General features: G+C 37.0%; 22 protein-coding genes. 10 read left to right on the top strand and 12 right to left on the bottom strand.

Annotated features, from left to right (window positions below; all coding sequences use genetic code 11):
* The first annotated feature begins 38 nt into the window (after positions 1 to 38).
* The 5 genes from GGR22_RS07615 (at position 39) to GGR22_RS07635 (ending at position 4,894) form a co-directional block, all read left to right on the top strand.
* Entirely contained in the window at positions 39 to 401 is a 363-nt protein-coding gene (locus tag GGR22_RS07615) for a four helix bundle protein (RefSeq protein WP_121375756.1), read from the top strand.
* A 61-nt stretch (positions 402 to 462) separates the two neighbouring features.
* Positions 463 to 1,473 carry a sugar phosphate nucleotidyltransferase gene (locus GGR22_RS07620; protein WP_182493156.1) on the top strand — a complete coding sequence of 337 codons (1,011 nt, stop codon included), beginning with the start codon at positions 463 to 465 and terminating at the stop codon, positions 1,471 to 1,473.
* Between the two features lie 19 nt (positions 1,474 to 1,492).
* Positions 1,493 to 2,845 (top strand): tetratricopeptide repeat protein, encoded by a 1,353-nt coding sequence (locus tag GGR22_RS07625; protein ID WP_121375758.1) that lies wholly within the window; start codon positions 1,493 to 1,495, stop codon positions 2,843 to 2,845.
* Positions 2,845 to 3,615, top strand: a complete 771-nt coding sequence (locus GGR22_RS07630) for a DUF4292 domain-containing protein (RefSeq protein WP_182493157.1) — start codon at positions 2,845 to 2,847, stop codon at positions 3,613 to 3,615. Before GGR22_RS07625 ends, GGR22_RS07630 begins: the two co-directional genes overlap by 1 nt.
* A gap of 22 nt (positions 3,616 to 3,637) precedes the next feature.
* Positions 3,638 to 4,894: a murein hydrolase activator EnvC family protein gene (locus tag GGR22_RS07635; RefSeq protein WP_182493158.1), complete on the top strand. Its 1,257-nt coding sequence runs from the start codon at positions 3,638 to 3,640 to the stop codon at positions 4,892 to 4,894.
* A 34-nt stretch (positions 4,895 to 4,928) separates the two neighbouring features.
* Here the strand turns inward: GGR22_RS07635 and GGR22_RS07640 are convergent, their stop codons facing one another.
* Positions 4,929 to 5,441, bottom strand: coding sequence for an acyl-CoA thioesterase (locus tag GGR22_RS07640; RefSeq protein ID WP_121375761.1), 513 nt, complete (start codon positions 5,439 to 5,441; stop codon positions 4,929 to 4,931).
* Positions 5,442 to 5,550: 109 nt separating this feature from the next.
* The gene (locus tag GGR22_RS07645) at positions 5,551 to 6,486 is read right to left on the bottom strand and encodes an HU domain-containing protein (RefSeq protein ID WP_182493159.1); all 936 of its coding nucleotides are present in this window, start codon (positions 6,484 to 6,486) and stop codon (positions 5,551 to 5,553) included.
* A 102-nt stretch (positions 6,487 to 6,588) separates the two neighbouring features.
* Here GGR22_RS07645 and dprA point away from each other — a divergent pair, with 102 nt between their 5' ends.
* Positions 6,589 to 7,692, top strand: a complete 1,104-nt coding sequence (dprA, locus tag GGR22_RS07650) for a DNA-processing protein DprA (protein WP_182493160.1) — start codon at positions 6,589 to 6,591, stop codon at positions 7,690 to 7,692.
* Positions 7,693 to 7,724: 32 nt separating this feature from the next.
* Here dprA and trpS read toward each other — a convergent pair whose 3' ends face one another.
* Positions 7,725 to 8,699 carry a tryptophan--tRNA ligase gene (trpS, locus tag GGR22_RS07655; protein ID WP_182493161.1) on the bottom strand — a complete coding sequence of 325 codons (975 nt, stop codon included), beginning with the start codon at positions 8,697 to 8,699 and terminating at the stop codon, positions 7,725 to 7,727.
* 125 nt (positions 8,700 to 8,824) lie between these two features.
* Here trpS and GGR22_RS07660 point away from each other — a divergent pair, with 125 nt between their 5' ends.
* Positions 8,825 to 9,586 (top strand): lysophospholipid acyltransferase family protein, encoded by a 762-nt coding sequence (locus GGR22_RS07660; protein WP_182493162.1) that lies wholly within the window; start codon positions 8,825 to 8,827, stop codon positions 9,584 to 9,586.
* A 71-nt stretch (positions 9,587 to 9,657) separates the two neighbouring features.
* On the opposite strand, the gene GGR22_RS07665 is transcribed toward GGR22_RS07660, so the two are convergent.
* The 4 genes from GGR22_RS07665 to recA form a co-directional block, all read right to left on the bottom strand.
* Entirely contained in the window at positions 9,658 to 11,346 is a 1,689-nt protein-coding gene (locus tag GGR22_RS07665; RefSeq protein ID WP_182493163.1) for an outer membrane beta-barrel protein, read from the bottom strand.
* Complete coding sequence (locus GGR22_RS07670) at positions 11,343 to 11,888, bottom strand: RNA polymerase sigma factor (RefSeq protein WP_182493164.1); 546 nt, start codon at positions 11,886 to 11,888, stop codon at positions 11,343 to 11,345. The genes GGR22_RS07665 and GGR22_RS07670 overlap by 4 nt, the downstream gene beginning before the upstream one ends.
* Before the next feature lie 23 nt (positions 11,889 to 11,911).
* Positions 11,912 to 12,340 (bottom strand): hypothetical protein, encoded by a 429-nt coding sequence (locus GGR22_RS07675; RefSeq protein ID WP_182493165.1) that lies wholly within the window; start codon positions 12,338 to 12,340, stop codon positions 11,912 to 11,914.
* 99 nt (positions 12,341 to 12,439) lie between these two features.
* Positions 12,440 to 13,444, bottom strand: a complete 1,005-nt coding sequence (gene recA, locus GGR22_RS07680) for a recombinase RecA (RefSeq protein ID WP_121376260.1) — start codon at positions 13,442 to 13,444, stop codon at positions 12,440 to 12,442.
* Between the two features lie 151 nt (positions 13,445 to 13,595).
* Here recA and GGR22_RS07685 point away from each other — a divergent pair, with 151 nt between their 5' ends.
* From GGR22_RS07685 to GGR22_RS07695, 3 genes are read left to right on the top strand one after another with little or no spacing between them, the layout of a single operon-like run.
* Positions 13,596 to 14,330, top strand: a complete 735-nt coding sequence (locus tag GGR22_RS07685) for a lysophospholipid acyltransferase family protein (protein ID WP_182493166.1) — start codon at positions 13,596 to 13,598, stop codon at positions 14,328 to 14,330.
* Between the two features lie 4 nt (positions 14,331 to 14,334).
* The gene (locus tag GGR22_RS07690) at positions 14,335 to 15,330 is read left to right on the top strand and encodes an acyl-ACP desaturase (RefSeq protein ID WP_121375770.1); all 996 of its coding nucleotides are present in this window, start codon (positions 14,335 to 14,337) and stop codon (positions 15,328 to 15,330) included.
* 48 nt (positions 15,331 to 15,378) lie between these two features.
* Complete coding sequence (locus GGR22_RS07695; RefSeq protein WP_121375771.1) at positions 15,379 to 16,029, top strand: HD domain-containing protein; 651 nt, start codon at positions 15,379 to 15,381, stop codon at positions 16,027 to 16,029.
* A 38-nt stretch (positions 16,030 to 16,067) separates the two neighbouring features.
* On the opposite strand, the gene GGR22_RS07700 is transcribed toward GGR22_RS07695, so the two are convergent.
* Genes GGR22_RS07700 through hemH form a run of 5 tightly spaced genes read right to left on the bottom strand, consistent with a single transcriptional unit; the run spans position 16,068 to position 21,288 of the window.
* Entirely contained in the window at positions 16,068 to 16,850 is a 783-nt protein-coding gene (locus GGR22_RS07700; protein WP_182493167.1) for an enoyl-CoA hydratase/isomerase family protein, read from the bottom strand.
* 33 nt (positions 16,851 to 16,883) lie between these two features.
* Positions 16,884 to 18,299: a sensor histidine kinase gene (locus GGR22_RS07705; RefSeq protein ID WP_182493528.1), complete on the bottom strand. Its 1,416-nt coding sequence runs from the start codon at positions 18,297 to 18,299 to the stop codon at positions 16,884 to 16,886.
* Positions 18,300 to 18,355: 56 nt separating this feature from the next.
* The gene (locus GGR22_RS07710; protein ID WP_182493168.1) at positions 18,356 to 18,913 is read right to left on the bottom strand and encodes a CopD family protein; all 558 of its coding nucleotides are present in this window, start codon (positions 18,911 to 18,913) and stop codon (positions 18,356 to 18,358) included.
* Positions 18,897 to 20,255 (bottom strand): MATE family efflux transporter, encoded by a 1,359-nt coding sequence (locus GGR22_RS07715; protein WP_182493169.1) that lies wholly within the window; start codon positions 20,253 to 20,255, stop codon positions 18,897 to 18,899. Before GGR22_RS07715 ends, GGR22_RS07710 begins: the two co-directional genes overlap by 17 nt.
* A gap of 1 nt (position 20,256) precedes the next feature.
* Positions 20,257 to 21,288 carry a ferrochelatase gene (gene hemH / locus GGR22_RS07720; RefSeq protein ID WP_182493170.1) on the bottom strand — a complete coding sequence of 344 codons (1,032 nt, stop codon included), beginning with the start codon at positions 21,286 to 21,288 and terminating at the stop codon, positions 20,257 to 20,259.
* Positions 21,289 to 21,295 lie beyond the last annotated feature (7 nt).

A 21,295-nucleotide genomic window follows, 5' to 3' on the forward strand; every position in this document is an offset into this window, starting at 1 on the left:
AAATTTCTATTTTCAGCTTTAAAATAAAATTAAAAGCCATGAAAAAATTTGATTTACACGAAAGACTAATCGATTTTGCAGTTCAAATTATAGCCATAACTGATAATCTAAAAATATCAAAAGCAGGAAATCATTTATCAGGACAAATTGTTCGATCCGGAACTTCACCGTCATTAAATTATAGTGAAGCTCAAAGTGCAGAATCTCGAAATGATTTTATACATAAAATGTCTGTTGTTTTAAAAGAACTCAGAGAGACTCATTCCTGCTTGAAAATTATTTACAAAGCAAAATTATATTTAAAAGAAGATTTAGATTTAACGGTTGCAATTAGAGAAAATGATGAGTTAATTTCAATATTTGTAAAAAGTTTAGAAACATCAAGAAGTAAAAACAAATAAATAAGTAAGGTTGAATTTCCAACTTGGAATATTCAATTTTGAAATAAAACACGAAAAATACATGAAAATAATAGTCCCAATGGCCGGACGCGGCTCACGTTTAAGACCACACACATTAACCGTTCCAAAACCTTTGATTCCAATAGCAGGCAAGCCAATCGTTCATAGGCTGGTTGAGGATATCGCTGGCGTAATCAATCAAGAAATAGAAGAAATAGCCTTTATCATTCACAAGGATTTCGGCAAGCAGGTAGAAGTTGAATTGATCGAGATTGCAGAAAAACTCGGAGCCAGAGGCGTAATTTATTACCAAGAACAACCTCTAGGAACTGCCCACGCGATCATGAGCGCCAAAGAATCAATGTCAGGACCAATTGTAGTGGCTTATGCTGATACACTTTTCCGTGCCGATTTTACTTTGGATACCGAAGCTGACAGCGTTATCTGGGTAAAGCAAGTTGAAGATCCTAGCGCTTTTGGCGTTGTCCAATTAAATGATAAAAACCAAATTGTTGATTTCGTAGAAAAACCAAAAGAATTTGTTTCCGATTTAGCAATTATCGGAATTTATTATTTCAAGTCAGGCGAAACTTTAAGAAGCGAATTGCAATATTTATTAGATAATAATGTTGTAAAAGGAGGAGAATACCAGTTGACAGACGGTCTCGAAAACATGAAAGAAAAAGGATTAAAGTTTGTTCCTGGAAAGGTTGACGAATGGATGGATTGCGGTAATAAAAATGTTACGGTCGAGACTAATTCTAGAATGCTAGGATTTTTGCACAACGATGGCGAGCATTTGGTGGATTATGATGTGAAGTTGGAAAATTCAACGATTATCCCGCCATGTTATATCGGTAAAGATGTTATCTTGATCAATGCGACTGTAGGCCCAAATGTATCTTTAGGAAAAGGTAGCCATGTTGTAGACAGTGCTATAAAAAACAGCTTAATCCAAAACCATTCGCATATAAAAAATGCCAAATTAGACAATGCGATGATTGGAAACCATGCGAGCTTTGATGGAAACTTTACAAGCATAAGCATTGGCGATTATTCAGTTTTGGAATAAAATTTGATAAAAAACCATTATGAAAATCAAGAATTATCTTTTATCGTTTCTTTTCTTTGGAATGCTCAGCTTTCCGGCGCAAGTTTTGGCTCAAGCCGAACCCGATGATATTGCCCTAGCAGAAGATGCTTTTCAAGATAATTTTTATGAATCGCTCAAGCAAAAAGGTATTGAAAATTATGACAAGGCAATTACAGCCTTAGAAAAATGCCTTAAAACCCAACCGCAGAATGCCACAATCTATTACGAATTAGGAAAGAATTATCTCAATCTTAAGGATTATAAAAAAGCCTATGATTTCTTTGTGCAAGCTTCGGTTTTAGATCCAAAAAACAAATGGTTTTATGTCGGAATGTACGATGTTTGCTATCAAACAAAAGATTATTCGCAAGCCATACTAGTCGTAAACAAATTAATCGAATTCGATGTAAAATATAAAGAAGACTTGACGTCGCTTTATATGTACACAGACCAATATGACAAAGCTTTAGCACTGATAAAAGACCTAGACGAAACCCTTGGAGAAACGCCTCAAAGAAATGCGTACAAGCAAGAAATCCTAAAAGATTCGAAATACAGGGTTGGAGAAAAAGACCAGCTTTTGGAAGCTATTAAGAAAAATCCGAAAGATGAGTCAAAATATATTGCTTTGATCTATCTCTATTCAGAAAGCAATCAAGAAGAAAAAGCCTATGAAGTGGCAAAAAAGCTAGAAAAAGAAATCCCTGATTCTGAATTTGCGCAGGTAGGGCTGTTCAAATTTCATCTCAACAATAATGATGGAGAAAAAGCAGTTCTTGCCATGAATAAGGTTCTCGAAAGCAAGAAAATAGATTCTACAGTAAAATTTAAAATCCTCAAAGAATTTCTAGTTTTCGTAAAAAATAATCCGCAATTCAATACCGATTTGGATAAGGCAATTGGCTATTTTGACAACGAAAATCAAGTAGCATTGACCAAAGAAATCGGCAAGATTTTTTATGCAAGGAAAAACTGGGAACGCGCAATCCATTATCTTGAAATCTACTCGAAAAACAATCCGCAAGAAATAGAATCAAATATCTTTTTACTTCAGGCCTATACAGAAAGCTCGCAATTTGATGTGCTGGCCAAAAAAGCTTCAAACCTGATTGACTTTTTTCCATTACAACCGGACTTTTATTATTATTCAGGATTGGCGAACAACCAACTGAAAAATTATAAAAAAGCAAAAGAGTTTTTAGAAATGGGGATGGATTATTTAGTGGATAATAAGAACTTGGAAATTAATTTTAATATCCAACTAGGAGAAGCCTACAATGGATTGGGAGATGCCAAGAAAAAAGAACAGTATTTCTTAAAAGCCGACCAATTATTAAAACAAAAAAAATAATGAAAAAATATATAATTATAGCATTAGGCATTTTCTTTTTTTCCTGTAATTCCAAAAAAGCAGTCATAGCAGAAGGCAACGCCAGCGAAGTAGTCGCTTCTGCAAAAGTCATAGAAAACCATTATAAGCTCAAGAGAAACTTTTCTACAGTCTATATCAAGTCCAGCGCTAAATATAAAGACGACAAGATGTCTCAAAGTGTTTCTGCCGAAATTCGAATCAAGAAAGACGAGCAGATTCTGGTAAGTATTAGATTTTTAGGGATTACAATGGCTAAGGCATTAATTACGCCTAAGGAGGTGAAATATTATGAAAAGATAGGCAACAAATTTTTCGAAGGCGATTATTCTACCCTGAGCAAATGGCTTGGTACCGAACTTGATTTCCAAAAAGTACAGAACATGCTAATTGGCGAAGCTATGGATGACTTAACCAAAGGAAAATATACAACGACGATTGATGAAAATCTTTATAAACTAGAAGATAACTCAAATAAAAATACGGCAAAATCGTTTTATTTTGAAGCCGCAAATTATCTGATAAAAAAGCAAGAAGTTGTCCAGTCAAAAGAAGACAGAAGATTGCAGATTAGCTATCCGAGCCATAAAGAATATCCGGAAACCGTTTTACCAGCACAGCTTATAATCGATGCCATGCAAGGTGGAAAGAAAACAAATATCAACATCGATTATAATTCCGTTTCGTTCAATGAAAACTTAACTTTCCCATACAGCGTTCCTGATGGGTACGAAAGAATATATATTGATTAGATTTGCACAAACATATCCAATTATGCCAAAAACCATACTTACCTTCCTTCTTCTGCTGACAGCTTCCCTCGTTTGGAGCCAGAATGATGCGCAGCGAAAATTAGAAGAACGTAAAGCACAGCTCCAAAAAGAAATCAGGGCGGCAGAAAATGCCTTGAAATCGGAGAAGAAAAAAGAAAAATCTGTCGTAACCCAGATTAGCCAGCAAACGGTAAAAATTAAGCTACAAGAAAAACTGATTGCTACGACTGAAAAACAAGCGAAGCTTTTGAGCGATGACATTTATACAAATCAGCTAAAAATTAATTCCCTTAAAAAAGAACTAGAAGAGCTTAAGAAAGATTACGCAGCAATGATTGTAAAGTCGTATAAGAGTCGTTCTGAGCAAAGCAGAGCGATGTTTTTGCTGTCTTCGGAGAATTTCCTTCAAGCGTATAAAAGAGCGCAATACATGAAGCAATACTCCAATTATAGAAAAAACCAAGGAGAAGAAATTAAGGTAAAGTCTAATGAACTGACAGCTTATAATGAAAAGTTAGGAGTCCAAAAAAAGGAAAAGCAAAAACTGATTGTTGAAAACGAAAAAGAAAAGCAGGAATTAGAAAAAGAAAAGCAGGAGCAAGAAAAAATAATGAAGTCTATTAAAAAGGACGTCAAAAAATATACTGCTGAAATCAAGAAAAAACAACAAGAAACCAAAGAGATTGATCGTAAGATCGATAAATTAATTCGAGAAGCTATCGCAGAAGCCAACAGAAAAACGGCGGCAGCGAATAAAAAGGCCAATCCAAAAGCTACAGTTGCTGAAACAAAAGCGATTGAAAACTCTACTAAAATTGTCTTGACTCCAGAAGGGAAAATAATTTCAGATAATTTTAAAGCCAATAAAGGAAGACTGCCTTGGCCGGTTGCAAAAGGATTTGTTTCATTACGATACGGTGATCAGCCTCATCCACTGCAAAAATCAATCACAGTCCACAGTAGCGGTGTTGAAATCAGTACAGATTCTGGATCTTCTGTACGATCCGTATTTGCGGGAGAAGTTACAAGAGTACAGCTGATATCGCCGAATAACATGGTGGTTTTTGTCCAACATGGAGATTTTTATACCGTATATCAAAACCTGAGCTCAGTAAGCGTTGCAAAAGGAAATAAGGTTACAGCCTTACAAAACATCGGAAAGATAACAACCAATGCCGCAGGAAAGACAGCCTTGAAATTTGTCATCATGCAAAATTCAACGACATTGAATCCGCAGACCTGGCTGGCTAATATGTAATAAAAAAGGGAACCAATTTGGTTCCCTTTTTTATTTATTCTGTAAATAAAGCTTTTAATTCAGTCGCCTCATTCGGCTTCATTTTTCCTGCTAAGACGAGGCTGAGCTGCTTTCTTCTCAAAGCCGCATCAAAGCGTTGCTTTTCCAATTCCGTTTCAGGAAGGATAGCAGGGACTTCTACCGGACGTCCGGTCTCATCAACAGCAACAAAAGTATAGATAGCCTCATTGGCCTTATTTTTTATGCCTGATTCACGATCTTCAATCCATACATCAATATAAATTTCCATTGAGGTTTTGAACGTTCTGGAAACTTTCGCTTCAATAGTCACGACACTCCCTAAAGGAATTGCACGATTAAAAGCCACGTGGTTGACCGAAGCCGTAACGGTAATACGTCTGGAATGTCTTCGAGCCGCGATGCTTGCCGCTCTGTCCATTCGAGCCAGCAATTCGCCACCAAAAAGATTATTCAAAGGATTTGTTTCGCCTGGCAAAACCAAATCGGTTAAAACCGCTATAGATTCAGAAGGAGTTTTCGCTTGCATCGTTTTTTTTGCAAAGGTAACAGATATGCTGGTAAATCATATAGCTTCTGGAGCAATAAAATTTTCCTTTCAAAGCAAAAAAAATCCCGAACGAGCCGGGATTGATTTTTTATAATTCTTGAATCAGAAGCCAAGCTTCAGGATTCTCTGTTTTTTGGATTTTTGACATTGCTTTTTGAGCTTCTGCATAGTTTGAAAAACTTCCGTAAAGCACAGGATGAAGACCATGTTTATTCTGCGCAATTCTTCGTGCTTTGTAGCCTTTTGCGCTTAGCTTTTCGAATATTTTTTGTGCATTTTCTTCATTTCTAAAAGCACCTGCAACAATATGGTAAGCCAGTTTTTCTTCTTTGATAGTAAGTTTTACAGCTGGTAGCGGACTTTCAATAAAGAAAGTAGCTTCTTGTATTTTATCTTGTACTTTTTTCTGAACGGCTTGCTGCACGATCAGGTTTTCAGAATTAATCTGTTCTTGGTAATAGTTGTTTCCAAAAAATCCGGCTGCTCCAAGTCCAAGGACAAAAATAGCAGCATATTTAAGGTAGGAAGTATTACTTCTTCTTTCAGGAGTGAAAAGTATTGGAGCTTTTACTTCTAGAGCTTTTACTTCTTCCTTATAAACTTCTCTTTGGATTTTTGGAGAAACAAATGTGCTTAATCCAAAAGAATCTGTCAAGTAGTTCAAATTATCTGAAGGCTCAAAAACAAGATTTTGTTCTGAATTTAACGATAGTTGTCCAATGTTTTTTAAGAGGATAGCTTGGCCTTGCTGCAATGCAAATTTCCAACCAGCAACTGCTGCTTCGATGTTTTTTATAGCCTCTTCGTAAGAGATTTTTTCATATTGCGAGATGTGATTAGCAAGCAATCCGTCATTGTTTTTCAAATGAAAATTAAAAGAAACCAGTTTCCTTGGCGGATAAAATGCCATAGCGCTTTCATTAAGCCTCGCCGATTGGATTTCGGTAAGAAAAGCACCAAAACCAGGAACAGCGACACATTGGTATCGATACAAAAGTTGGGAAATGTAAAATTCAATCTTCATAGAAACAAAGTTACTTATTCATTAGTCAGGTCAAAATTTTATCAACAAATTTTATTAACAATCTCAACAAAAAGTCTTTTCTTTGAAATTCAATTATTTGCCATGCACGAAGAAGAATTATTTTATCTATTAGCCTTACAAAAAGTAGAATTGGTCGGCGATGTTGTTGCCAAAAAACTGCTCACTCACTTTGGAAACGCCAAAGAAGTCTTCCAATCGAAGGCGTCAAAATTAGAATGCATTGACGGTATTGGAAGCGTACTGATCAAAAATCTTAAAGATAAATCTGTTTTTAAAAAAGCAGAAGACGAACTGCGATTTCTTAAAGCCAATACAATCGAAGTCCTTTACTTTCAAGATGAAGATTATCCCGAAAAGCTAAAACATTGCATTGATAGTCCAGTCTTGTTGTTCGCTTCAGGAAATTTCAATCTAAAAAATAGAAAGATAATCAGCATAGTCGGAACACGCCAAATTACTTCTTATGGAATTGAATCTTGTAGGAAACTAATTTCAGATTTAGCTCCGTTAGATCCTGTGATCGTAAGCGGTTTTGCCTATGGAGTTGATATTGTTGCACATCAAGCAGCAATGGAACATAATCTGCAGACTATAGGAATTGTTGCCCATGGATTAAACCAGATTTATCCTAAAGTCCATAAAAAATATGTAGCCAAGATGCAAGAAAATGGCGGTTTCATGACTGATTTTTGGAGTACTTCTAATCCTGACAAAGAAAATTTTGTGCGCCGTAATCGAATTGTAGCCGGCATGTCTGAAGCGACTATCGTTATTGAGTCGGCAGAAAAAGGAGGTTCTTTGATAACTGCAAATATGGCGAATGATTATAATCGGGATGTTTTTGCTTTTTCCGGAAGAGCGACAGACAAATACAGCCAAGGCTGTAATAACTTGATCAAGGCCCAAAAAGCCCATTTGCTTACCTCCGCCGCAGACCTGATTTATATATTAAACTGGGATTTAGACACTGAAAAGACAAATACTGTCCAAAAGAAATTATTTGTGGAATTGGATTATGAAGAGCAAATAATCTATAATTATCTGCAGGCAAAAGGTAAAGAATTGATGGACATCATTGCTTTGGAGTGCAATTTCCCAATTTATAAAATATCGTCTCTGCTTTTAAATATGGAATTAAAGGGAGTTATTCGTCCTTTGCCAGGAAAATTATTTGAAGCTGTTTAAAAATAAAAACCCCGCTATTGCGGGGCTCTTAACTAATATCCTAATTTTTTTCGTACTCTTTCCAAAACTACATTGGCTACGGCCTTTGCTTTTTCAGCACCTTGAAATAGCGCTTTGTCAACTTCTTCCAGATTATTCATGTAGTAATTGTATTTTTCTCTTTCGACTTTGAATCTTTCAAGAATCAATTCGAATAAAGCCTGCTTGGCATGGCCCCAACCGAAATCACGATTTACATTTTTATATTTTTCGGTCATTTCTGCTAACTGGCTTTCATTAGCAAGCAACTTATAAATAGCAAAAATCTTGCAGGTATCTGGATTTTTTGGTTCTTCCAAAGGCGTGCTGTCGGTTTCGATCGACATTACTTGTTTGCGAAGAGCCTTATCATCCAAAAATATATTGATGATATTGTTTGCCGATTTGCTCATTTTGCCGCCATTGGTTCCAGGAACATATTTTGTATCTTCTTGGAGATACGATTCTGGCAAGACAAAAGTTTCTCCCATCTGATGGTTAAAACGGGAAGCCACATCACGCGTAATTTCGATGTGCTGCAATTGGTCTTTCCCGACAGGGACGAATTCTGCATCATACAAAAGAATATCAGCGGCCATAAGCATCGGGTAGGTAAACAAACCTGCATTTACATCTTCTAGTCTGTCGGCTTTGTCTTTGAAAGAATGCGCCAGAGTCAATCTTTGGTATGGAAAGAAACAGCTCAAATACCAAGACATCTCTGCTGTTTGAGGAACATCCGATTGGCGGTAAAAGATCACTTTGTTTATATCTACTCCACAGGCAAGCCACGTTGCAGCTGTACTGTACGTGTTTTGGCGTAATGTTTCTCCATTTTTGATCTGCGTAACAGAATGCAGGTCGGCAATAAAAAGAAAAGTTTCGTTTTCTGGCTTGTTTGATAATTCAATAGCCGGAATAATCGCTCCTAGCAAATTTCCTAGATGAGGCGTTCCCGTGCTTTGAATTCCTGTGAGTATTTTTGACATGATAACTTAATTTCTGCAAAGGTAAATGTTTTAGCAAAATGTAAGGTTTGAATTCTTACATTTGGAAAACAAAATTTAAGAATCAACTTCTGTCCTCTAAAGCAATCTTATGATAAACATTCTGCATGCGTCTTTTTAAAGTATTTTTTTGGGTCCTTTGGAGAATCTGGTTCTATTTTTTGATGGGACTTCCCATTATCATTATGCTTCCTTTTTTGCTAGTTTCTATCTTAAAAGAAAAATGGTATCCTTATTTCTTTGTCTTGGCTAGGATTTGGGCTAAAATCATTCTTTTCGGTATGGGCTTTTATTATAAAGTAGAGCGTGAGCAAGAACTTGAAGAAGGCAAAAGTTATATGCTTGTATCGAATCATACATCGATGACGGATATCATGCTGATGCTTGCACTCGTACGCAACCCATTTGTTTTTGTGGGAAAGAAAGAACTGGCCAAGATTCCGCTATTCGGATTTTTTTATAAAAGGACGTGCATCTTGGTAGATAGAAGCAGTTCTAAAAGCCGAATGGAAGTATTTAACCGTGCCCAAAAAAGATTGGAGCAAGGATTGAGCATCTGCATTTTTCCAGAAGGCGGTGTTCCTGATGACGAATCGGTGCTCTTGGATGAATTCAAAGACGGTGCGTTTAGATTAGCGCTAGAACACCAGATTCCGATTGTTCCTATGACATTCGCAGATAACAAAAAAAGATTTTCATATACTTTTTTGAGCGGAAGTCCTGGCTTGATGAGAGCAAAAATCCATCATTTTATAGAAACAAAAGGGAAAGATGTGGGCGATAAAAAAGAAATCAAAGAACTGCGAGAAATAGTGAGAGAGATTATTTATCAGCAACTCTTGAAATTTGGCCACAAAAAAAGCGCCTAACCACGACGCCTTTTTCTGTCATTAACGTATTAAGTAATGACGAACCTAACTAAACTATAAAACCAACTAATCTAAAAGTTAAAACTTATTCCAGAATACAAGCCTATAAAATAAGGCTTAAATCCTCCTGCATTTTCGCTGAATGTATTGATTTGGTATTTCAACTTAGGCTCAACATTCGCTTCAAATGATTTCCAAAATTTATATTTAAATCCAATTCCGATATTAGAGGTAAAAGAAACATCGTTCAAATTCGATGCCTTTCCTATACTAGTCGTCATACCAGGCGATACTACAGACAAGCTGTTTTCGTTTAAGAACAGCGTACTCATTCCCCCGATTAGCTCTATTCCAAATTTGTTATCTATAAGTTTATACGAAAGTTCTACAGGAACTTCCACATAGCCCATAGTTTGGTTTAGATGCCCGGCTTTTTTCCCAGGAACATCATCAAATGAGACCAAGTTCGTGGCCGTATTGTCTTCTACAATTATAACTATGGCAGAAGAACTTTCTTGGATGTTGCTAGAAGCCATAATACCTCTAGAATTAACATCCGACAAGCCTGCATAATACACAATATCATTCGTATTATAGCCCAAAGTCAATTTGTTGATTCCGCCACGGACAGACCATTTTTTGTTTAATGCATAATTAACGCCTACGCCAAAACTAAGGTTCTTGTCGTAGCTTTTATTATTATCTGCAAATTGCTGGGCGATAGGGGAACCGTTGGAAGCAGAGCTAAAATAAATAGGGGCTACGTTGGACGTAATTTGCCACCTATTTACTTTAGTTTCTGTAACCGCTTGTTGTTTTTTTTCTTTTTCTTTTAGCAATTCTTCCAGCGGATTAGGTTCGACAGTAGCAACAGCTGCCGAATCTTTTTTTTGTTTCTCGAAAGCATCAGTATTAAAAGCAATTCGAGAAGTGTTATTTTGATTTTTATCGATCAGATTTTTGTTTTGTATGGTCTTGTCATTTTTCTGAACGTTGTCATTTTGTTTTTTTTCAACTGAAGCAAGCTGCTTTTCGTTTCCGTTCAGATTTTCTTGATTGGCTAAAGCTTTGTTTTTATTACTGGTATTATCATTAAACAGTTTTTCAGAACTATTTTCTTTATTTCCAGAATTTGCGATAGCGCTAGTATTGCCTTGAGTATTCTTTTTATTAACAGCTTCTTGATTGGCAAGGCCTGTATTGTTGTCTTTTAAGGTCTGATTTTTAAACTTATTTAGGCTTTTATTAGTGCTGTTTTTTATAATAGTGCCCTTTTTAGCATTGTTGCTGTCGGTATTATCTTGGCTAGCAACTGCTTTGTTCTTTACATAGTTTCTTTCTAATGCATTAGACTTGTCAGGTCTGTTTTGTGTTGCATTTGTATCCTCTGATTCGTTTTTTGATGATGTATTTTTTTCTAAATCCGTATTTTCAGCCTCAGTAACAACTTCGTTGCTTTTTACAGGGCTTTTCATAGGAACTAATTCGTTTGTACCGCCGTTATTTGAATTATTTTTTTCTTGATTTACAACTCCGTTATCAGTTTCCGAAGAATTGTTGATTAATCCATCTCCGATTACGAATCCGATAAGCAATATTGCGGCAACACCTGAAAGTCTAAACCATAACGGAATGACTCTTCTCTTCTTTTTCTTCCTAAGTTCGGCTTCTATATTGTCCCAGACTGCAGGCGAAGGTGTCGCTTCGAAGTCCTTGAACTTTTCTTGAAAAAGCCGTTCTAAATTTTTTTTCTCACTCATTTTGCTGCTGTATAATTTCCGTTTCCGGCCTGAGCTTCTATTTTTTCTTTTAAAATCATTTTTGCACGTGCAAGATTTGATTTTGTTGTTCCTGTAGTGATGTCAAGCATATCGGCAATTTCTTTATGCGAATAACCGTCCATTACATACAAGTTAAAAACCAATCGGTACCGGTCTGGTAATTCTTGAATAATTTTCATTAAAAATTCAAGCGTCACATTTTCATCATCAATCTCAACTTCTGCTTCATCAGGAATAGTATCATTTACGATTTCAAAAACAGAACTGCCTCGATATTTTTGTAGGATATTGTTCACCATTACTCTTTTTGCCCAGCCTTCAAAAGAACCCTTGAAATTAAATTGTCCTATCTTGCTGAAGATAATCAGGAATCCATCCTGAAGATTATCTTCGGCTTCCACATAATTTCGCGAATACTTCAAGCAGACACTGAACAATTTAGGAGAGAGCAACTTATATAATTGTTCTTGAGCTTTTGTATCATTATCTCTGCAATCGTATATGAGTTGTTCTAAACCCAAAGTTTTCCTGTATAAATTAAAAATTATTGTTGAACTACTGGTACTTCATACTCCAAGAAACGGTTATTTCCATATTGATCTTTTCCTTGATAAAATTTGAAAACGTAAGAACCGGTGCTTGTTGGCAAGAAATCAAATGAAGCCTCAACAGGCTCTTCATCTAATTCAGTACAAGAATCACTGTGCATAACGCTTGTCTGTACCGCTATTGTTCTAACATTTGAATCTCTTTCATAATAAAAGCCTTCAAAAAAATGACAGCTTGTAGGTCTTTTATAATACACTTTTATGGTATACGTCTGTCCCAAGATAAAACTTTCAGGAAATACTGCGCTTTCTGTAGGAATCAGTTCAAAGTGGTAATTAACGTTGTCATCGTCGCCTAATTCGCAGGAACTAAAGGCAGTGACAGCTATAATTGCCAGAAATAAAATTGAAATTAACTTTTTCATTTTTTTGTATTACTATTTATGCTTTATTGTGTAGATGAAGATTTATGCTAAAGGTTGCGTTTGGATATAAAAAAACCCGAAATTTTCGGGTTTTTATTTTTAACTATTATTTTCTTTAATCAGCGATTTGATTTTCAGCTCTAATTCTTCAGCCAATTCTGGATTGTCTTTGATTAAGGCTTTTACCGCATCTCGACCTTGGCCGAGTTTCGTGTCGCCGTAGCTGAACCAAGAGCCTGATTTTTTCACGACTTCAAATTCTACTGCCAGATCTAAAATTTCTCCAGTTTTAGAAACTCCTTCACCATACATGATGTCGAATTCTGCTGTCTTGAATGGCGGAGCCACTTTGTTTTTTACGACTTTTACTTTTGTTCTGTTTCCGATTACGTTTTCTCCATCTTTAATCTGCGAAGATCTTCTGATGTCTAAACGAACCGAAGCATAAAATTTCAAGGCATTACCACCTGTTGTCGTTTCTGGATTTCCGAACATTACACCGATTTTTTCACGAAGCTGGTTGATGAAGAAAACGGTACAATGCGTTTTGCTGATTGTTCCGGTTAATTTTCTCAAGGCTTGCGACATCAATCTAGCGTGAAGTCCCATTTTTGAATCTCCCATTTCGCCTTCAATCTCGCTTTTTGGCGTTAAGGCGGCAACAGAGTCAATTACAACAATATCAATTGCGCCAGAACGGATTAAGTTTTCTGCAATTTCTAAAGCTTGCTCTCCGTTGTCTGGTTGTGAAATGATAAGATTTTCTACATCTACGCCTAATTTTTCTGCATAACTTCTGTCAAAAGCATGTTCCGCATCAATAAAAGCAGCAATACCGCCAGCCTTTTGAGCTTCAGCAATCGCATGCAAAGTTAATGTGGTCTTACCCGAAGATTCAGGTCCGTAAATTTCAATAATTCTTCCTTTTGGATATCCATTCACTCCAAGAGCTAAATCCAATCCTAAAGATCCGGATGAAATCGTTTCTACTTCTTCAACAGCGCGGTCACCCAGCTTCATTACGGTACCTTTACCGTAGGTCTTATCTAATTTATCAAGCGTTAGTTGCAACGCTTTCAATTTGGCTTCTTTCTCTGAACTCATTTTTTCTTTCATTTATAATTGGCACTTATTTTTCGTAAAAATAGTTCTTTTTTTCTACGTAGCAAGCGTTATTTTTTGATACAATTTTGCTATTTCTCAATTAAAATAAACAAAAATATAATTAGTACTTTTGCGGTGAATTATAATAACTATGGAGAAACTTATTTCATACCCAATTTCGGCAGTATACTATCTGTTTTTTGGATTGTTTTTAGTGATTTTTCATCCCATCCAGTGGATTTGTTTTAATGTGTTTGGGTATCAGGCGCATAAAAAAAGTGTCGATTACCTAAATTTATGCTTATTAAGGACAACGCATCTTCTGGGAACAACGTATAAAGTTGAAGGAAGAGAATTGGTTCCTAAAGGAGTTCCCGTAATTTTTGTCGCCAACCACCAAAGCATGTACGACATAGTTGCCATAATTTGGTTCTTCAGGAAATCCCACCCGAAATTTGTCAGCAAAAAAGAATTAGGCAAAGGAATTCCAAGCGTTTCTTACAATTTAAGACACGGAGGTTCCGTTTTAATAGATAGAAAAGATCCAAAACAGGCCGTACCAACAATCAAAGGCTTGGCGGAATATATTGAAAAACACAACCGTGCGGCAGTCATTTTTCCAGAAGGAACCCGAAGCAAAGACGGAAATCCTAAAGAATTCGCCCAGACGGGATTGAAAATTTTATGCAAGAATGCACCATCGGCAGTTGTGGTTCCGATTACCATAAACAATTCTTGGAAAATTGTTAAATATGGCTTTTTTCCTGTAGGTTTAGGAAATCGCCTTACCTTTACCACTCATAAGCCAATTTCAGTGGCACAAGTTCCTTTTGATGAATTGATGAAAGAGACAGAAAAAGCTGTAGTTGAAGGAATAAAAAATTAAAATTATGTCTATAAAAAACATTCGTCTAGAAGTAATGCAGTTTCTAGAGAAAAATATTGATACGTTCGTTGATCAATATCTGATTCCTGTGGAGAAGATATGGCAGCCTTCTGACCTTTTGCCAGATTCTCAAAAAGAAACCTTTTTTGAAGACGTAAAAGAATTAAGAGAGATTGCAAAAGAATTGCCTTATGATTTCTGGGTAGTTTTAGTCGGCGATACGATTACAGAAGAAGCGCTTCCAACGTATGAGTCTTGGCTTATGGATGTGGAAGGTGTTAATCAAGTTGATGAGGGTGGAAATGGCTGGTCTAAATGGGTTAGAAATTGGACCGGAGAAGAAAATCGCCATGGAGACCTTTTGAACAAATACCTTTATCTTTCAGGTCGTGTGAATATGCGCGAGATTGAAATGACTACCCAGCATCTGATTAACGACGGATTTGATATCGGAACAGGAAGAGATCCGTATAAAAACTTTGTCTATACGAGTTTCCAAGAATTAGCGACGTATGTTTCGCACAACAGGGTTTCTCAAATTGCAAAGAAATTTGGAGATAACAAATTGTCAAAAATGTGCAAGCTAATTGCGGGTGACGAAATGCGTCATCATCATGCTTATTCTGAATTTGTAAACAGAATTTTTCAAGTAGACCCGAGTGAAATGATGCTGGCTTTCCAATATATGATGAAGCAGAAAATCGTGATGCCGGCTCATTTCTTGAGAGAATCGGGTGAAAAGATAAGTACTGCTTTCGAACAATTTTCAGATTCAGCACAAAGAATCGGAGTGTATACGGCTACCGATTATATTGAAATCATGCAGAAATTGATGGACAAATGGGAAATCGGTAAAATTTCAGGATTGACTGATGAAGCCGAAAAAGCCAGAGATTTCTTGATGAAACTTCCTGCAAGGATGGCCAAGATTTCAGAACGATTAGTAATTCCTGCAGAATCCCATATTTTTAAATGGGTAGAGCCTGCAACATTAAAATAATAATCAAATCCTTTCTTCACAGAGAGGATTTTTTTTCTCAAATAAATTATGGACAAGATACTAATAGAAAAGACAATTGCTTTCGTAAAAGAAAAACTTAAAGATGCCGAAGGCGGACACGACTGGTTTCACATCGAAAGAGTCTATAACAATGCGTTGAATATTGCTCAGTATGAAAATTGCGATAATACTATTGTTGCCTTAGGCGCTTTGCTGCACGATATTGCCGATAGTAAATTTCACGATGGAGATGAAACTGTTGGCCCGAAATTGGCTTGGGAGTTTCTTGAAAAGCAAAACGTTTCAGAAGATACAATCATCCACGTCGTAAACATCATCGAAAATATTTCTTTTAAAGGAGGGAATTTTGAACGTAAGTTTTCTTCCATTGAACTCGATGTCGTGCAAGATGCCGATCGTTTGGATGCGATTGGAGCTATTGGCATAGCCAGGACTTTTAATTATGGAGGATTTAAAAACAGGCCGCTTTACAATCCAGAAATTGCTCCTAACCTGAACATGAGCAAAGAGGAATATAAAAATTCCGTTTCGCCAACGATCAATCATTTTTATGAGAAATTGCTGTTGCTGAAAGACAAGATGAATACCAAGACAGGTAAGTCAATAGCTGAGGAAAGACATGCCTATATGGAGAAATTCCTAGAACAGTTTTTTGCAGAATGCGAAGGAAAGAGATAATAAAAAGCCAGAATTTATATTCTGGCTTTTTTGTTTTATTATTTTCCAATAAAGACCGGCTTTCTTTTTTCTAAGAAAGCACCTGTTCCTTCTTTAAAATCTTCAGTTCCAAAAGCATCACCAAAGTTTTTGATTTCCACAGCATAGCCGTCAATACCGTCTTTGAAATTGGCATTGATGGCCTCGATTGCCATTCCGATAGCAACCGGAGAATTTTTCATGATTTTCTGCGCTAAAGTAGTTGCCAATTCTACTAATTCAGACTGTGGAACTACGTGATTCACTAATCCTGATGCTTTAGCTTCTTCGGCAGTCAGCATTCCGGCGGTCATGATTAATTCCATTGCTTTTCCTTTTCCGACTAATTGAGGCAGTCGTTGTGTCCCGCCATACCCTGGAATGACGCCAAGAGAAACTTCTGGCAAACCCATTTTTGCATTATCAGAAGCAATCCTAAAATGACAGGCCATAGCCAATTCTAGACCACCGCCTAAAGCAAAACCATTAACGGCAGCAATAACTGGAGTTTTTAAATTTTCTACAAAATCAAATAAAGACGATTGTCCTTTTGCCGCTAATTCTGCTCCTTCCGAAACCGAAAAGTTGGCAAATTCAGAAATATCAGCTCCAGCAACAAAAGCCTTATCGCCGCTCCCTGTCAATATAATTACACGTACACTATGATCTTTGTCTAAGGTGTCAAAAGCGGTATGCAGTTCTTCAATAGTTGCCTTGTTTAAAGCATTTAATTTTGTAGGCCTGTTGATTGTTATCGTGGCGATTCCGTTTTCAGAAGTCGCTAAAATATTTTCGTAATTCATATCTAAAGGTTGTTTATTGTTCGTTTCGCAACATTACATTTTGATTATGGGAAGGAAAACACAAAAAACAGTTCCCTTTCCAGAAGCTGTTTCAAAAGTAATCGTTCCATTATAATTTTCAATGATATTTTTGATGATTCCCAATCCTAAGCCCATGCCGCTGTTTTTGGTCGTAAACTTGGGCTCGAAAATTCGGTTGAGGTTATCTGTTTCAATGCCTGTCCCGTTGTCTTGGACGCTGATCAGCACTTGATTTTCTTCTTTTTTCACAGAAACAACTACGGATTTTTCTGCCTGATTTTCTGGAATAGCTTGTATTGCATTTTTCACCAGATTGGTTACAACACGAATCAATTGCGTACGGTCCATAATCGTGATGATTTCTTTTTCTTCACTTCGAAATTCGATATAATCTTCATTGAAAATGTCCAAAGTAAGTTGTACGACATCTACGACATTTAATGTTTCATTCTGCTGGGCAGGCATCGAAGCAAAGTTTGAAAAGGCTGAGGCTACCGAACTCATCGTATCAATCTGCTGAATCAACGTATTAGAATAGTCCGTCATTTTTTGCTTGACATCAGGGTCGTTCGGGTCAAATTTTCTTTGGAAACTCTGAACCGTCAATCGCATAGGAGTTAACGGGTTTTTAATTTCATGGGCAACTTGTTTAGCCATTTCGCGCCAAGCCTGTTCCCTTTCGCTTTGAGCTAATTTTGTGGCACTTTCATCCAATTCTTCCACCATTGAATTATAAGCATGGACAAGCAAGGCAATTTCCTTACTGCTTTCTTCGAGCTCAATCTTTTCGTTTTTTTGGTTGAATCGGGTTTCCGTAATCTTGTCGGTAATCGATTTTAGGAACTTCGTGATGTAACTCGATAAGAAATACGCCAGGACAAAAGCCACAATCAACATGATGGAATATACTTGGCCCAAGCTGATCAAAAAGTTTCGCAATTCTCGCTCATAAAATCCGTCATCTGGAATGTACGGAAGATTCAAGATGCCCAAAGGCTTAAACTTTGTATCCTTGATCTGCGTATACGAAGAGCGAAATTTCATGCCATCGATGCTCTGTACGTCGACATACCTTTTGTCCATGGAAGATTGTACCAATTTCAAAATATAATTGGGAATCGGAGGCAAGATCGTATCAACAGTAAAAGAAGCCTTAGATGATTTCAGCAGTTTTCCATCCAAGCTGTAAATATTGATAGCTAAGCTATGGATGTCGGCCAGTTTGTAAATTTCATCCTTGAAAATAAGAGGCAGGTTTTCTGAAGTCAGCGGATAAGTTGTCGTGCTCAGAATGTAATTGATGTGTTCCTTGACAGCAGTTTCACGGCGTTCGAGACGTTCTTCGTGGTATTCTTTTGCCGCGGTCTTAAACTGATAAACCGAAAGAGAAGCCATCAGAATTGATGAAATCAAGGTCAGGAAAATCATCGAGAGGAAGATTCTGACACGAAGCGACAGGCGTTTTATTTTGATTGGTTTCAGCATTAAGACTGGTTTCTTTCCCGAATTCTTTTATAAAATTTAAAGCCCAACATGATGATTATGGAGAACAGCATGATTCCGATTACTCCATAAATCCAGTTGACGGCATTTTTCAAAATTACCAAAAAAACTACTGCGAAAAGTATAATTGTCGCACCTTCATTCCAAAGGCGCATAAAATTTGAAGTATGTTTTACCTCGTCGTTTTGCAGTTGCTTGAATATTTGATGGCATTTTAAATGATACAAATACAAAGCAAAAACAAAGCCAAGCTTTACGTGCATCCAAGATTGCTGCAACCAAAAATTTCCCTGTGGCGTAAAAAACAACATCCAAAAAGCAAAAATACTAGCCAAGACTGCCGATGGCCATGTGATAATGTACCACAAGCGATAGGTCATAATCTTATACTGCTTTAGAAGGATTTCTTTCTCTGGAGATGCTTTTTGTGAAGCTTCAATTTGGTAGACAAATAAGCGGACAATATAGAATAATCCTGCAAACCAAGTGATTACGAAAATCAAATGAAGGGATTTTAAATACTCATAATAATTTTCCATCTGTAGTTTCGATTAAATTCTCGTTCATTTCTTTCTTTAGGAAAAGTCCTGTTATGATTGTGGAAAGGATATCAGCAATTGGAAAAGCAACCCATACGCCAAAAATACCGAAAAATGTCGGCAAGATAAGCACCAGTGGAATTAAGAAAAAGCCTTGTTTGGTTAAAGTCAGAAATAATGCTTTCTTGGCTTTTCCGGCGGCTTGGAAATAGGCTGCGCCGATTAATTGTACAGCAATAATGGGCGAAGCCGCAAAAACCCAGCGTAATGCATTTGGAGTTTCTGCAATTACGTCAGCATCTGTCGTGAAAACAGCAACAATTGATTTAGCAAAGAATAAGATGACCACAAAAATCAAGATGGCCAAAAATCCAGCATATTTTATAGAAGTCAAAATGGTTTCTTTGACGCGATTGTAATTTTCAGCACCGTAATTATATCCTGCGATAGGCAAAAAAGCTTGCGTGATTCCCAAAACAGGAAATAAGGCAAACATCAGCATACGGCTGATGATTCCATAAACGGTTACAGAATGTTCGCCACCATACGTATATAAAGTATGGTTTAAGATGATAGCCAAAATACTCACGACTCCTTGCCTTGAAAAGGTCACAAAACTCAAGGAAGTAATTTCTCGGATGATTTTTTTGTCAAATCTAAAATGATGAAAGTGCAGTTTCATTTCACTTTTGGAAACAAAAAACCATAACACAAACAAAAAACAGCTGGTATAGGAAATAAGAGTTGCCATGGCGGCACCAAAGATTCCCATATCTAAAAATTTAATAAAAAGAATATCGAGAAGTATGTTTACAAAGGCAGGAATAATCATGGAAATCATGGCAAATTTTGGCTTTCCTTCAGCCCGGATTACATTGTTTCCCATCATGCAGAGGGCTAAAAAGGGAACTCCAATTAAAACAGGAAAAAAGAACTCTTTTGCCGGTTCCATGATGTTTCCGTTGGCTCCGAAAAGCAACAGCATTTCTTCACTGAAAAGCAATCCGAGAAACACGAAAATAGAAGAAAGGCAGAAAGTCATCATGACTTGATTCGCAAAAACGGTAATGGCTTTTTCTTTATTGCCAGAACCCAATGCTCGCGAAAGCACCGAACCGCCGCCAACACCTATTGCCATTCCTAAAGAAGAAATCAAAAAGGTTATCGGAAGAACAACTGTCACAGCAGCAATCGCCAAAGAACCGACCCATTGGCCTACAAAAATGGTATCCACCAAAATATTGACCGACATAAACAAGATTCCGACCGAAGAGGGAATGGCTTGCTTGATCAGCAGTTTTTTGATATCCTGCGTTCCTAATTCTTCCGAAGTAACTGCCATATCAGACGGCTAGTTTTTCGACAAACGCCCATTCTTCAATCCAATTGGTCACAGTTTCGACCCAGCTATCGTCATCGTTTAAGCACGGAATTGCCAAAAATTCTTGGCCTCCGTTTTCTACGAAATCTTCTTTAGCACGCATGGCGATTTCTTCTAAAGTTTCAAGGCAATCGGTTACAAAAGCAGGCGTTACTACAGCAATTTTTTTGATTCCTTTGGCCGGCATATTGTTGATTTCAATATCGGTATAAGGCTCCAGCCATTTGTCACCAGCAAGCCTAGATTGGAACGTCTGGCAGTATTTTTCTTTTGGAATATTTAGTTGTTCTACCACAAGTCTTGTAGTTTCATAACATTGGTGGCGGTAGCAAAACGCATGCGCTGCCGATGGAGTCGAACAGCAAGAACCGTCTATTTTACAGTGTGATTTTGTTACATCTGTTTTTCTGATGTGACGCTCTGGTATTCCATGGTAGGAGAAAACAAGTTGGTCATAATCAAAGCCTTCCAAATGTTTTTTCATTAAGTCTGCTAGATTTTTGATATAGTCAGGCTTATTGTAAAATGCAGGCACATCAGTAAATTTCATGTGAGGAAATTTCTTCTTCCTGATTTCTTCTGCCAAAACTAGAATTGTCAATGTTGAAGCCATCGCATATTGCGGATACAAAGGGAAAAGCAATACTTCGGTAACACCTTGTTCATGCAATTCTTGAAGTCCTTTTTCAATTGTCATTTCGCCATAACGCATCGCCAAAGCGACAGGAATTTCGGTTTTGGCCTGTACTTTTTTGTGCATCCTTTCAGAAAGAACCATTAAAGGTGAGCCTTCCTTCCACCAGATTTTTTTATAAGCATGAGCCGATTCTTCAGGACGTTTCCTCAAGATAATGCCTCGAACTAATAAGGCTCTTAAAAGAAATGGTACGTCGATAACGTATTTGTCCATTAAAAATTCATCAAGATATGGTTTTACGTCTTTGGGCTCAGGACTTTTGGGAGAGCCAAGGTTTACTAATAATACGCCTTTCATCTAAATT

This window comes from Flavobacterium gossypii, from assembly GCF_014138495.1.
In the GTDB taxonomy this organism is placed as follows: domain Bacteria; phylum Bacteroidota; class Bacteroidia; order Flavobacteriales; family Flavobacteriaceae; genus Flavobacterium; species Flavobacterium endophyticum.

Excerpts from the sequence above, each read along its gene's own strand:
- GGR22_RS07615 (WP_121375756.1), top strand. The coding sequence starts at position 39 with ATGAAAAAATTTGATTTACACGAAAGACTAATCGATTTTGCAGTTCAA.
- GGR22_RS07620 (WP_182493156.1), top strand. The coding sequence starts at position 463 with ATGAAAATAATAGTCCCAATGGCCGGACGCGGCTCACGTTTAAGACCA.
- GGR22_RS07625 (WP_121375758.1), top strand. The coding sequence starts at position 1,493 with ATGAAAATCAAGAATTATCTTTTATCGTTTCTTTTCTTTGGAATGCTC.
- GGR22_RS07630 (WP_182493157.1), top strand. The coding sequence starts at position 2,845 with ATGAAAAAATATATAATTATAGCATTAGGCATTTTCTTTTTTTCCTGT.
- GGR22_RS07635 (WP_182493158.1), top strand. The coding sequence starts at position 3,638 with ATGCCAAAAACCATACTTACCTTCCTTCTTCTGCTGACAGCTTCCCTC.
- GGR22_RS07640 (WP_121375761.1), bottom strand. The coding sequence starts at position 5,441 with ATGCAAGCGAAAACTCCTTCTGAATCTATAGCGGTTTTAACCGATTTG.
- GGR22_RS07645 (WP_182493159.1), bottom strand. The coding sequence starts at position 6,486 with ATGAAGATTGAATTTTACATTTCCCAACTTTTGTATCGATACCAATGT.
- dprA (WP_182493160.1), top strand. The coding sequence starts at position 6,589 with ATGCACGAAGAAGAATTATTTTATCTATTAGCCTTACAAAAAGTAGAA.
- trpS (WP_182493161.1), bottom strand. The coding sequence starts at position 8,699 with ATGTCAAAAATACTCACAGGAATTCAAAGCACGGGAACGCCTCATCTA.
- GGR22_RS07660 (WP_182493162.1), top strand. The coding sequence starts at position 8,825 with ATGCGTCTTTTTAAAGTATTTTTTTGGGTCCTTTGGAGAATCTGGTTC.
- GGR22_RS07665 (WP_182493163.1), bottom strand. The coding sequence starts at position 11,346 with ATGAGTGAGAAAAAAAATTTAGAACGGCTTTTTCAAGAAAAGTTCAAG.
- GGR22_RS07675 (WP_182493165.1), bottom strand. The coding sequence starts at position 12,340 with ATGAAAAAGTTAATTTCAATTTTATTTCTGGCAATTATAGCTGTCACT.
- recA (WP_121376260.1), bottom strand. The coding sequence starts at position 13,444 with ATGAGTTCAGAGAAAGAAGCCAAATTGAAAGCGTTGCAACTAACGCTT.
- GGR22_RS07685 (WP_182493166.1), top strand. The coding sequence starts at position 13,596 with ATGGAGAAACTTATTTCATACCCAATTTCGGCAGTATACTATCTGTTT.
- GGR22_RS07690 (WP_121375770.1), top strand. The coding sequence starts at position 14,335 with ATGTCTATAAAAAACATTCGTCTAGAAGTAATGCAGTTTCTAGAGAAA.
- GGR22_RS07695 (WP_121375771.1), top strand. The coding sequence starts at position 15,379 with ATGGACAAGATACTAATAGAAAAGACAATTGCTTTCGTAAAAGAAAAA.
- GGR22_RS07700 (WP_182493167.1), bottom strand. The coding sequence starts at position 16,850 with ATGAATTACGAAAATATTTTAGCGACTTCTGAAAACGGAATCGCCACG.
- GGR22_RS07705 (WP_182493528.1), bottom strand. The coding sequence starts at position 18,299 with ATGATTTTCCTGACCTTGATTTCATCAATTCTGATGGCTTCTCTTTCG.
- GGR22_RS07710 (WP_182493168.1), bottom strand. The coding sequence starts at position 18,913 with ATGGAAAATTATTATGAGTATTTAAAATCCCTTCATTTGATTTTCGTA.
- GGR22_RS07715 (WP_182493169.1), bottom strand. The coding sequence starts at position 20,255 with ATGGCAGTTACTTCGGAAGAATTAGGAACGCAGGATATCAAAAAACTG.
- hemH (WP_182493170.1), bottom strand. The coding sequence starts at position 21,288 with ATGAAAGGCGTATTATTAGTAAACCTTGGCTCTCCCAAAAGTCCTGAG.